9 protein-coding genes, 1 other RNA gene and 1 pseudogene are annotated in these 12,142 nt (G+C 64.0%); 8 read left to right on the forward strand and 3 right to left on the reverse strand.

Features of this window, described 5'->3' with window-relative positions:
• Positions 1-425 precede the first annotated feature (425 nt).
• The 3 genes from JNB89_RS09995 to ffs form a co-directional block, all read right to left on the reverse strand.
• Positions 426-752, reverse strand: coding sequence for a YbaB/EbfC family nucleoid-associated protein (locus JNB89_RS09995; RefSeq protein ID WP_006048866.1), 327 nt, complete (start codon positions 750-752; stop codon positions 426-428).
• Positions 753-831: 79 nt separating this feature from the next.
• Complete coding sequence (gene dnaX, locus JNB89_RS10000; RefSeq protein WP_220362073.1) at positions 832-3,738, reverse strand: DNA polymerase III subunit gamma/tau; 2,907 nt, start codon at positions 3,736-3,738, stop codon at positions 832-834.
• Positions 3,739-4,135: 397 nt separating this feature from the next.
• An RNA gene (gene ffs, locus JNB89_RS10005) (signal recognition particle sRNA small type) lies at positions 4,136-4,234 on the reverse strand.
• 467 nt (positions 4,235-4,701) lie between these two features.
• On the opposite strand from ffs, the gene trxA reads away from it, so the two are divergent.
• The 8 genes and pseudogenes from trxA to JNB89_RS10040 all read left to right on the forward strand — a co-directional run bounded on the left by trxA (position 4,702) and on the right by JNB89_RS10040 (position 12,116).
• Positions 4,702-5,028 carry a thioredoxin TrxA gene (gene trxA / locus JNB89_RS10010; protein ID WP_006048864.1) on the forward strand — a complete coding sequence of 109 codons (327 nt, stop codon included), beginning with the start codon at positions 4,702-4,704 and terminating at the stop codon, positions 5,026-5,028.
• A 257-nt stretch (positions 5,029-5,285) separates the two neighbouring features.
• Positions 5,286-6,554, forward strand: a complete 1,269-nt coding sequence (rho, locus tag JNB89_RS10015) for a transcription termination factor Rho (protein ID WP_013339119.1) — start codon at positions 5,286-5,288, stop codon at positions 6,552-6,554.
• A gap of 188 nt (positions 6,555-6,742) precedes the next feature.
• Positions 6,743-6,886 (forward strand): annotated as a pseudogene (locus JNB89_RS31360) (MerR family transcriptional regulator); the annotation flags it as partial.
• 196 nt (positions 6,887-7,082) lie between these two features.
• Positions 7,083-7,373 carry a hypothetical protein gene (locus JNB89_RS31365; RefSeq protein ID WP_346656200.1) on the forward strand — a complete coding sequence of 97 codons (291 nt, stop codon included), beginning with the start codon at positions 7,083-7,085 and terminating at the stop codon, positions 7,371-7,373.
• 16 nt (positions 7,374-7,389) lie between these two features.
• A complete protein-coding gene (locus JNB89_RS10025) occupies positions 7,390-8,223 on the forward strand; it encodes a zinc-dependent peptidase (protein WP_220362074.1) in 834 nt (277 codons plus the stop codon).
• Between the two features lie 178 nt (positions 8,224-8,401).
• The gene (locus JNB89_RS10030; RefSeq protein ID WP_013339117.1) at positions 8,402-8,668 is read left to right on the forward strand and encodes a type B 50S ribosomal protein L31; all 267 of its coding nucleotides are present in this window, start codon (positions 8,402-8,404) and stop codon (positions 8,666-8,668) included.
• Positions 8,669-8,972: 304 nt separating this feature from the next.
• Complete coding sequence (locus JNB89_RS10035; RefSeq protein WP_220362075.1) at positions 8,973-10,730, forward strand: ArnT family glycosyltransferase; 1,758 nt, start codon at positions 8,973-8,975, stop codon at positions 10,728-10,730.
• 6 nt (positions 10,731-10,736) lie between these two features.
• The gene (locus tag JNB89_RS10040; RefSeq protein ID WP_220362076.1) at positions 10,737-12,116 is read left to right on the forward strand and encodes an MATE family efflux transporter; all 1,380 of its coding nucleotides are present in this window, start codon (positions 10,737-10,739) and stop codon (positions 12,114-12,116) included.
• Positions 12,117-12,142: the final 26 nt, after the last annotated feature.

Here is a 12,142-nt window from a genome sequence, read left to right on the forward strand (position 1 = left end):
GCTGCGCACGGAACGGCTCTTCAACAGTACGTGTCGCCAAACGGACCGCGGGCAGTGCGAAACGCGCAGCGCGTCGCATCGATTAGCGCGGCCAGGTACGCAAAAAACGCGGCTGCGCTGGGACTGCGATCGAACTGCATGCGGGCTGCAATTGAGCTACAAGCGGGTTGCGGGGAACTGCAATCAGACTGCAATCAGACCGCAATCAGGCTGCAACCCAGCCGCATTCGAGCTGCGCAACGGACGCTCTCGGGCCACTCCGGGCAACCTTAGGCCACTTTGGGCAATCTCAGGCGCGGCTGGCTCGCGCGGCTCGTCCGGAACGCGAGCCGCGCGTTGGCCGGATGATCGTCGCACCTTGCGCGCGGCAAACGCAACGCTTTCAGTCGTGCCGCGCCCGCCCGCTATCCGCTATGGCGCGGCGCTCAGAACGGCAGTTTGAAGCCCGGCGGAAGCGGCAGGCCCGAGGTCATGCCGCCCATCTTTTCCTGAGCGGTGGCTTCGGCCTTGCGCACGGCGTCGTTGAATGCAGCGGCGACCAGGTCTTCCAGCATGTCCTTGTCGTCGGCAAGCAGGCTCGGGTCGATCGACACGCGGCGCACGTCGTTCTTGCAGGTCATCGTCACTTTGACGAGGCCCGCGCCCGACTGCCCTTCGACTTCGATCTGAGCAAGCTGCTCCTGCATCTTCTTCATGTTTTCCTGCATCTGCTGGGCCTGTTTCATCAGCCCGGCGAGTTGACCTTTCATCATGGAAATGCTCCTTCTTGATAGCGTGAAATTCGTGAAATGCGCGCGCTGTCAGTGTATTTGCAGGGCGACGCGCGGCGAATCAGTGAACCGGGGACGCGCCGTTCGCGCCGGCGTCCGGAGTAATCGGGCGAATCGAGCCCGGCACGATGCTCGCGCCGAATTCGCGAATCAGCGACTGCACGAACGGATCGGCGCTGAGCTCGCGCTCCGCTTCCTGCTGGCGTTGCGCGCGCAGCGCGGCGTCGCGGGCAGCCGCGGTGCGGCGCGCCGGGCCGACTTCGACCACCACGTCGACGTTCTGGCCGAGCTTTTCGGCGAGCGCCGCCTTGAGCTTCGCAACCTGCGAGCTCTCCGCGTACTGCGGCACCGGCACGTTAAGCTTCAGCGTCTTGCCTTCGAGTGCCATGAGCTCGCTGTTGAACGCGAGCTGATACGAGATGCCCTTGAGCGGCAGATCGACCGCGAGCGCCGGCCAGTCGCCCGCGAAGCCGAGCGGATCGAGCGGCACGGCGGGCGGCAGCGGACGCTGATCGACGACGGGCGCGGGCGCGGCAGCGGCCGGCGCGTTGACGCGGACATCGTCCGGGCCGGTGTCGAACACCGGCATGTAGTTGTCGTCCGGCGGACCGTAATAACCGTCGTCCGATGCGGAGAGCGGCATGTAGTCGTCGGGCGGCATGTCGTCCCACGGAGGCACCGGCGAGCCGCTTTGCCGCACGTCGTTCCGGGGCGCTGATTGTGCCGATTGCGTTGATTGTGCCGATTGCGCGGACTGCACCGATTGCGTTGATTGTGCCGATTGCGCGGATTGCACCGATTGCGCGGACTGTGCCGGTGCGCGCCCCGCCGCCGCGGCTTGCGCTGAGGCCTCGCGCTGCGCGCCAGGGGTCGGCACGGGAACCACCACGCGCGGCCCGGCCGGCTTGGCCGCCGGAGCCGCCACGGCGGACGCGGCAGGCCGAGCGCTGGCGCCAGCGCCTGCACGGCCACGATCAGAAGACACTTTGAGGCCGGCGCTGCGCAACACGTCGAGTGCGGCGCTGGCGCCGCCCGCGCGGCGCGGCGCTGGCGCCTGCGAAGCGGCCGCTTCCTGGTTCGCGCCTGGCGAGCCGGCGGCTTCGCTCACGCGCGCCGAGGCTGCAGCGGCCGGTGCGCTCAAGCTGGCCGGCGGCGCGTCATCGGGCGCCGTTGCAATGATCGACGCAGGATCGGACGCAGCAGTAGCCTGGTGTTCCAGCACGGCACCCGGCGCGGGTGCGGCTGGGATTGCCGAAGGCAGCGTGTCGGCCGGCGCGCTCGCTGTTGCGTTTGCTGTTGCGGCCGGCGCATCGGCGGGAACGGGAGACGCTGCCGCATCAGCCGGCGCGTCCTCCCACGGCGCGAGAGCTGACGCCGCAGCGGCCGGGGCAACCGCGGACGTCTCATTGGATGGCGCCGGCTCCTGTCGGTCCGCCGGCGACTGCATCGCACGGGCATTCGCGGCAGCCGACGCAACGCCAGGCCCGCTCGCCTGAGTTGCTTCCCGAGCCGCCGGTTCGTGAGTCGGGCCTTCAGCGACTTGTCCCGCTACTGCTTGCGCTGCCGGCTTCGCGTTGCGCTCAACGGCTGGCAGCGAATCGCCGCCGCCATGCGACTCGCCGATAGCAGCGGTCTCACCTGACGCTGCAGCGTCATTATTTCTCGCATCGCGCCCCCGCGACACCGCGGCAACGGGCTCGGCCGAAGCGGGCCGGGTTGGCGCGACAGACGTCTGGAAAGCAGAAGCCCCCGAAGCATCGGCAGACAGGGCCGACGACCGTTGCTGCGCGGCCACCGCAGGCGCGCCCGCCGGCCTTGTGCCGCTCGCGGCCGCCTGAGCGGCTTGCCGGCCGGAGCCGGTTGCGCCGCCACCGCCGCCCGTTGGAGCCGGCTCGAATGCCAGCATGCGCAGCAGCGTCATCGTGAAGCCGGCGTATTCGTCGGGCGCGAGACCCAGTTCGCTGCGCCCGATGGTCGCGATCTGATAGAACAACTGCACCTGCTCGGCGCTGAGGGTGTCCGCGAAGCGGCGCAGATCGCCGGCCTCCGGCCACTCGTCGAGCACCGACGACGGCGCGAACTGCGCCCACGCAACGCGATGCAGCAGGCTCGCCAGATCTTGCAGCGCGGTGGAAAACGACAGACTGCGCAGCGCCATTTCGTCGGCAATGGCGAGCACCGCGGCACCGTCGCCTTGCGCGAGCGCGTCGAGCAGGCGGATCAGGTAGCTCTGGTCGAGCGCGCCGAGCATGCCGCGCACCGCCTCTTCATTGACCTGATTGGCGGAATAGGCGATAGCCTGGTCGGTCAGCGACAGCGCATCGCGCATCGAACCGTCTGCGGCACGCGCGAGCAGGCGCAGCGCCTGTGCCTCGTACGGCACCTTCTCCTCGCCGAGAATATGCTCCAGGTGCGAGACGATATGACCGGCCGGCATCTGCTTCAGATTGAATTGCAGACAGCGCGACAGCACCGTGACGGGAATTTTCTGCGGGTCGGTGGTGGCCAGAATGAACTTGACGTGCGGCGGCGGCTCTTCCAGCGTCTTCAACATTGCGTTGAAGGCGTGGTTCGTGAGCATATGCACTTCGTCGATCATATAGACCTTGAAGCGCGCGTCGACCGGCGCGTACACCGCGCGCTCGAGCAGCGCCGCCATTTCGTCGACACCGCGGTTGCTCGCCGCGTCCATTTCGACATAGTCGACAAAGCGCCCTTCGTCGATTTCGCGACACGCGCGGCACACGCCGCACGGCGTTGACGTTACGCCCGTCTCGCAATTGAGCGCCTTGGAGAAGATGCGCGACAGCGTGGTCTTGCCGACGCCCCGCGTGCCGGTGAACAGATAGGCGTGGTGCAGACGGCCGCCGTCGAGCGCGTGCGTGAGCGCGCGCACCACGTGCTCCTGTCCGACGAGCGACGCGAAATCCTTCGGCCGCCATTTGCGTGCGAGAACTTGATAGGTCATCCGGAAATTGTATCAGTAACAATGCCGTGCAAAACCGATTCGGTGGGCCGCCTGCACGGCGCCGCCCGCCGATTGATAACGGCTAATGGACCAATAGAAAAATATTGTGCAGCCACGCTCGCAGGTAGCGCTGGCGGCCTAAGGTCAATAGCGCGCGCGGGCTTGCACGCAACACTTGCGAGGGTGAGCCACTCGCGCTCAGGCACAGCCCAATTGGACGCCGCAAAGCCACGCAGCATGACAAACCGGTATCTAAAGAGATGCGGAGAGCGCGCTCTCACCAGACTCAAGACAAACTTGGGAACAGCGGGGAAAACAGCGGGGACAACAGCAGGAAAAACAGCAGGAAAAACAGCAGGAAGAAAACTGAACGAGCAGAACAAACAGAAAGGAGGAAGGTGACGAGCCTGACCCTCGGCACTGGTGGAAAACGGCTGTGGCTGCTTCGTTCCCGACCTGACCAGGTTGACCATCCCTCCATGCGAGGAGGCCCGTCACGAAACATTCTATCATTGCCGCGCCGGTTGCGCGACTGTTAATGCGAGCAAAGCGACTGGCGCGATGTGAAGCGTGCGCGCAACCGCGAAGCGCCTCTTTTCGCGACGCGCGCGTTGCGCGCTCTACAGTCTCTCTTGAGTTCCTGCGCCGCGCCTCCAGATAGGCTACGTCGCAGTTAATGAAACACGGTGGCAGTTCCGCGGCAGTCATCGGCAGCTATAGGTCCCACCGGGCCGCACTGCCCCTGACGGCTACTATCGCCCCCGGCAACGGATAGCGAATTAAGCTAAACTGCCGTACGGATGACCCGCAAGCGCGAGCCTTCCGCGTATTCGCGAATAGTCTCAGGCTTTTCGCGCAGAAGCGGCGAGGCTCCGGATGCGGCTAAGCGAACGGAAGTTTTCCTGATTTTTGACATATCGTGGCGAGCAATTCAGGCGGGCCTCGAACCGATAGAGGTATTCAATGAGCGAACAGATCAAGCATATTAGCGACGCATCCTTCGAACAGGACGTCGTGAAATCCGATAAACCCGTGCTGCTCGACTTCTGGGCTGAATGGTGCGGTCCGTGCAAGATGATCGCGCCGATCCTCGACGAGGTCGCGAAGGATTACGCCGATCGCCTGCAGATCGCCAAGATCAACGTCGACGAACATCAGTCCACGCCGGTGAAGTTCGGCGTGCGCGGCATCCCCACGCTGATCCTCTTCAAGAACGGCGCGGTCGCCGCACAAAAGGTCGGCGCATTGTCGAAGTCGCAACTCACCGCATTCCTCGACGGCAACCTGTAAAGCGTTTGAGCGGGCGCACTGCGTGGTCTGACCGGACCCGCTCGCGCCCGCTTCTCACCGCGCTGTCGCCTTCTCTTCTGTTGTCAGCCGGCAACGTTTCTTCTCACAAAGATGCCGTGCCGGCGCACTGGCGGAAACTGGCGTGTGCTATGCTAGAATCCGCAAAACGTCGAAAAGACGTGTAAGTCCTTGAGCGGTTCCGCTCACTTCTCCTCCCAGATTTCATTTCGTCGCACCTTCTCCTGCGGGTTCTCCGTATGCATTTATCCGAGCTTAAGACTCTGCACGTGTCCGAATTGATCGAGATGGCCAATGGCCTCGAGATCGAAAGTGCGAACCGCCTGCGCAAGCAGGAATTGATGTTCGCCATTCTAAAAAAACGAGCCAAATCGGGCGATACGATCTTCGGCGACGGCACGCTCGAAGTGCTGCCGGACGGCTTCGGCTTCCTGCGCTCACCGGAAACCTCTTACCTCGCCAGCACGGACGACATCTACATCAGTCCGTCGCAAATCCGCCGCTTCAACCTGCATACGGGCGACACGATCGAAGGCGAAGTGCGCACGCCGAAAGACGGCGAACGCTATTTCGCGCTGGTGAAGGTGGACAAGGTCAACGGCCAGCCGCCGGAGGCCTCGAAGCACAAGATCATGTTCGAAAACCTGACGCCGCTGCACCCGAACAAGGTGCTGCTGCTCGAACGTGAAATGCGTGGCGAAGAAAACGTGACGGGCCGCATCATCGACATGATCGCGCCTATCGGCAAGGGTCAGCGCGGTCTGCTCGTGGCCTCGCCCAAGTCCGGCAAGACCGTGATGCTTCAGCACATCGCGCACGCCATCAAGCAGAATCATCCGGACGTCGTGCTGTTTGTGCTGCTGATCGACGAGCGCCCGGAAGAAGTGACGGAAATGCAGCGTTCGGTGGCCGGCGAAGTGATCGCCTCGACCTTCGACGAACCGGCCGCGCGTCACGTGCAGGTTGCCGAAATGGTGATCGAAAAAGCCAAGCGCCTCGTCGAAATGAAAAACGACGTGGTGATCCTGCTCGACTCGATTACGCGTCTCGCGCGTGCGTACAACACGGTGGTGCCGGCTTCGGGCAAGGTGCTGACGGGCGGTGTGGACGCGAACGCGCTGCAACGTCCGAAGCGCTTCTTCGGCGCGGCGCGCAATATCGAGGAAGGCGGCTCGCTCACCATCATCGGCACGGCGCTGATCGAAACCGGCAGCCGCATGGACGACGTGATCTACGAAGAGTTCAAGGGCACGGGCAATATGGAAGTGCACCTGGAGCGCCGTCTCGCCGAGAAGCGCGTGTATCCGTCCATCAACCTGAACAAGTCCGGCACGCGGCGCGAAGAACTGCTGATCAAGCCCGAGGTGCTGCAGAAGATCTGGGTGCTGCGCAAGTTCATTCACGACATGGACGAAGTCGAGTCGATGGAATTCCTGCTCGACAAGATCCGCCAGACCAAGAGCAACTCCGAATTTTTCGACATGATGCGGCGCGGCGGCGGCAGCTAAGCCGCGCGTCAGGCAACATCGCACCCGCAAACCGCTCGTTGCCGACGAGCGGTTTTTTTTCGTGCAGTGGGTTTGGCGTGTCCGGCAGGCTAAAGCCGATTTACTGAAAGCGTCGGCAATGATGTACGTGAGCGCATAGGTCGGAGTACGAACAAATGCTCGCCTGCTCGCTTTGCATGTCAACGCACATGACAACCAACTCACCTGCCCTCCTCACCGTACCGGAGGTCGCAGGGCGCCTCGGCGCGACGGTGCGCACATTGAAAGTATTACGAGGAGCGCGGACTCGTGTCGACCACGCGCGCAACGAAGGCCACTATCGCCTTTACGACGAAAGAGACTTGCTGCGCTTCGGACGCATTTTGCGTTTGCAGTCGCAGGGCTTTCCCTGCATGGCATCATGCGGGATGCTGAAGCGGCCCATGGAAAACGGTCAACGGCAAGCGGCGTGTTTCGACCGGATCGCTACAGCAGATTCACGACGCGATCGCCGAACAGGCCGCTGCGCTCGACACACGCATTCAGGCCATGCGCCGCGAGTTGCGGGAAGCGCAAAAGTTACGCGAGCAATTGCGTCCGGATCTCGACTATCTGAAGCGCCGCTTTGCGGGCGAGAATGCGGACGCGTTGCTCGAACAGAGCAGCCGCGCGCCTGCGAGAAACAGTAAAGCGTGTAACAGCAGGAGCACCGTTAAGCCAGGCAAAAGCCGCGCGAAAGACCTGACCGGTTCTCGCAGTGCGCTGGACGGCTTCTATTCCCTGTTCGGCATCGCGACACGCGACGGAATTTTCGCCGCCTGGCAAACACAGATCGACTAATGGTTTTTATCGGCCCATGCTTTCCAAACTGACTCAATGGCTCGGCGCCCGCCGGCGTCAACGCGCACGGCGGGACTACGCGATTGGCGACACGCTGTGGCAAGCCACGCTCGACGGCCTGCCGTTTCTCGCGCACCTGGACCCGCCGGACCTCGCGCGTTTGCGCGAAATGAGCAGCCTGTTCATCGCGCAGAAGGAGTTTTCCACCGCGCACGAGCTGGAACTGACCGACGCGATGACCGTCGCCATCGCAGCGCAAGCCTGCTTGCCGGTGCTGAACCTGAGCCTTGACCTGTACCGCGGATGGGTCGGCGTGATCGTCTATCCGGGCGAATTCGTGATTCGCAAGACCGTCGAGGACGAAGACGGCGTGGTTCACGAAGTCGAGCAGGATGCAAGCGGCGAGGCCTGGGAAGGCGGCCCGGTGATCCTGTCGTGGGAAGACGCGCAGATGACGGACGGCCTCGACGCGTACAACGTGGTGATCCACGAATTCGCGCACAAAATCGACATGCTCAACGGCGAGGCGGACGGCCACCCGCCGCTGATCCGCCGCTGGCATGCGCCGCTCGATGCGAACGCGTGGGCCGACGTGTTCGATTCCGCCTACGACCAGTTCTGCGCCCGCGTCGACGCAGTGCCGCAGCGCCGCTGGACGCGCTTCGAGCGTGAATCGCTGATCGATCCGTACGCCGCCGATCACCCGTCTGAGTTCTTCGCGGTGTGCAGCGAGGCGCTTTTCGTCAAGCCACGGGCCTTCGAGGCGGCGTATCCGGAACTGTACCGGCTCCTCGCGCGCTATTACCGTCAGGACCCGGCGCGCGTCGGTCTGAGCTTTGCACCGCTGTAATACCGGAAAAAGGCGCCACAGCCGTGAACCGGTCAAAAACCTCCGGAGAATTCGTCAAGCGACTGATTTTCTGGCATAATCGCGCTTTTCGACCCTAGGCAAGTGGCTCGCGCCAAGATGCGGTCCGCGCAACAGCGGCCTCACGCGGGTTGGCTACCGCCAGATTAAAGGAAAGACCATGAAAGAAGGCATTCACCCGGATTACCGCGAAGTCCTGTTCGTCGACGTGTCGAACGACTTCAAGTTTGTCACGCGCTCCACGATCCAGACGCGTGAAACCGCTGAATACAACGGCAAGACCTACCCGCTCGCCAAGATCGAAGTGTCGTCGGAATCGCATCCGTTCTACACGGGTCAGCAAAAGATCATGGACACGGCAGGCCGCGTCGAGAAGTTCCGCAACAAGTTCGGCTCGCGCGCTACCGGCAAGGCCGCAGCGAAGTAATACGCCTGAACAACGCTTCGCCAGCTCCGGCCGGCAGCGATGCAGCAAAAACGAAGGGCAGCGTAAGCTGCCCTTTTTTGTCCCCTGCGGGCCCGCAGCCGCGCTCCTCTGCTGCGCCGGCGCGAGGCTTGCGCAGCGGGCGCGCGCTACGGGTTGTTACGGCGCCCCCGACGCCGTTGCGCGCCGTTACCGGTCGTGACGCGCACACTGCGCGCCGACTACAATGCCGGATGCTCAAACCAGCCCGTCTCAGCCGGATTCGCACTCCGATGGCGGCTTTCGATTATCCAATAATTCAAACCGCATGAGACCTGTCGTTCGCCTCACTGCCTCTGCGACCAGTGCGCTGCCGCGCTGGCTGCTGTTGACCATCTGCATCGTCTACGCGTCGTTCGGCCTGTTCGGCCGCGATCCATGGAAGAACGAGGACGCAGCCGGCTTCGGCGTGATGTGGACCATGGCGAACGGGACGGCGCACGACTGGCTCCTGCCCAATCTGGTCGGCAAATATCTGACTGAAGACGGCCCGCTCGGCTACTGGCTCGGCGCAAGCGCGATCCGCGCGCTGGCGCCGTGGGTCGACGCAAGCAATGCCTCGCGCGTCTTTACCGGCCTGCTGTTTTGCGCGGGCTGCGCGTTTGTCTGGTACGCGGCCTACCTGCTCGGCCGGCGCGCCGAAGTGCAGCCGTTCAAGTACGCGTTCGGCGGCGAGCCGGAGCCGCGCGACTACGGCCGCACGCTGGCCGACGGCGCGCTGCTGATCCTGCTGGCGTGCTTCGGCCTCGCCGAACGCGGTCATGAAACCACGCCGCAGCTTGCGCAATTCGTCGGCATTGCCATGCTGGTGTACGGCCTCGTGCGGATGATCGACAAGCCGATTCAGGGCGCGTCGATCTGGGGGCTTGCCGTCGGCCTCGTGACGCTCGCGAGCAGCCCGGTGCTGGTCGGCGCGCTGTTGCTCGGCACGCTCGCGATGACGCTGATCGTGCGCGAAACGCGCTCGCGCTGGCTGCTGCTCGTCGGCCTGCCGATTGCCCTCGCGATTTCCGTCGCCTGGCCGATTGCCGCGCTGGCGGCTTTTCCCGTCGACGCCGTCTGGTACCTGAACCAATGGGTGCATGTGAGTCTGAGCTCGTTTGCCGGACCGCCGGGCTCGGTCGCGGCCTACGCGCTCAAGAACCTGCCGCTCTTCACATGGCCCGCGTGGCCGCTCGCGCTGTGGGCCTGGTTCAGCTGGTCGGGGCTGCGGCGCGCGCCGCACGTCGCCATTCCGCTTTCGGTGATCGGGCCACTACTCGTGCTGGTCGTGCTGCAAAGCCATCAGTCGAACCGGCTCTATATGCTGCTGCTGCCCGCGCTCGCGGTACTGGCCACGTTCGCGCTGCCCACGCTCAAGCGCGGCGCGATCAACGCGATTGACTGGTTCGCGCTGCTCAGCTTCACAATTCTCGGCAGCTTCGTCTGGCTCGTCTACGTCGCCGGTCTCACTGGTTTTCCGCATCCGCTTGCGCGCAATCTCGCACGTCTTGCGCCGGGCTTTGCGCCGCAGTTCAAGATTCTGTCGTTTCTGTGCGCGGTGGCGGTGACGCTCTGCTGGTTCGTACTCGTGCGGTGGCGCCTCGCGCGGCATCCCAAGGTGCTGTGGCGCAGCGTCGTGCTCTCGAGCGCGGGCACTACGCTCATGTGGGTGTTGCTGATGACCTTGTGGCTGCCGGTCGTCAACTACAGCCGGACCTACAAGGACGTCGCCGAACAGATTGCGAGCCATCTGCCGGAGGACTACACGTGCATATCGCCGGTGCGGCTCGGCAATGCGCAGATCGCGACGTTTGCCTATTTCGGCGACATGCATTTCGCGTTCGATGAAGACTGCGACGTCATTCTGCGCCAGGACACCCAGGACTACGGCGAGCCGAGCGCAATGTCCAACTTCATGTGGAAGCTCGTGTGGGAAGGCCGCCGCGTGGCCGACCGCGACGAACGCTTCCGTCTGTATGTGCGCATCGACCGGCCCAAGCCGCCTGTGGTCAAACGGCGCGGCTGGCGCAAGAAAGCCGACTGAACGAACATGCTCGCCGACCTACGGAAAATCGCAGGACTCGCCTGGCCGGTGCTGATCGGCCAACTGGCGATCATCGCGTTCGGCGTAATCGACACGGCCATGGTCGGCCGCTACTCGGCGGTCGATCTTGCTGCGCTCGGCCTGGGGTCGTCGATCTATGTCTCTGTCTACATCGGCTTGACGGGGATTCTCACCGCGCTGCAACCGATCACCGCACAACTGTACGGCGCGCGCCGCTACGAGGAGATCGGCGAGGAAGTGCGCCAGGCGTTGTGGCTCACGCTCGCGCTGACGGTGATCGGCTTTCTGATCCTGTTCTTTCCCGGCCACCTGCTGCAACTCGCGCGCGTGCCCGACGCGCTGCACGAACGCACGGTGTCGTATCTGCGCATACTCGCGTTCGGCCTGCCCGCCGGCCTCGCTTTTCGGGTGTACGGGTCGATCAGCAATGCAGTAGGCAAGCCGCGGCTCGTGATGATCCTGCAGGTCGGCGCACTGCTGCTCAAAGTGCCGCTCAATACATGGTTCATCTTCGGCGGTTTCGGTGTGCCGGCGCTTGGCGGACCCGGCTGCGCGCTCGCCAGCAGCCTGATCAACTGGGCGCTTGCGCTGCTCGGCATGACGCTGCTCACGCGCGTGGACGTGTTCACGCCTTTCGCGATCTTCAAGCGCTTCTGCTGGCCGGTCTGGCGGCGCCAGGCAGCACAGTTGCGGCTCGGCATTCCGATGGGGCTGTCCTATCTGATCGAGGTCACGTCGTACACCTTCATGGCGCTTTTCATCGCGCGCTTCGGCACGACCACCCTCGCCGGGCATCAGATTGCCGGCAACATCGGCGCGGTGCTTTATATGACGCCGCTTGCCATCGGCATTGCTTCGTCGACGCTCGTCGCTCAGGCGCTCGGCGCGCATCGCCCCGAAGCGGCGCGCACGCTGTCGCGCCACGGCATCATGATGGCCGTCGCAATTGCCTGCTGTTATGGCGTGATCGTGCTGGCGCTGCGCCCCTATGTGATTGCGGGCTATACGCCGAATCCCCAAGTCGCGGCGGCAGCGATGCCGCTCGTGCTGATCGTCGTCTGCTATCACTTCTTCGACGCATTGCAGATCACCACTGCCTTCGTGCTGCGCGCCTACAAGGTGGCTGTCGTGCCAACCGCGATTTACGCGGTCGCGCTGTGGGGCGTGGGGCTTGGCGGCGGTTATCTGCTTGGCTTCAACGTGAGCGGCACGATTCCGTCATGGCTGACGGGCGCGCGCGGCTTCTGGGTTGCCAACACGGCAAGTCTCGCGATCGCCGGCATCGGGCTGCTGCTCTACTGGCGTGTGATCAGCAGGCGCCATGTGCGCGCCGCCCGCAAATTGAGCGCCGACGCCAGCGTGTGACGCGGCTGGCACCACGCGCGGCGGCG

The sequence above is a fragment of the Paraburkholderia phenoliruptrix genome (assembly GCF_019511605.1).
Taxonomy (GTDB): Bacteria; Pseudomonadota; Gammaproteobacteria; order Burkholderiales; family Burkholderiaceae; genus Paraburkholderia; species Paraburkholderia phenoliruptrix_A.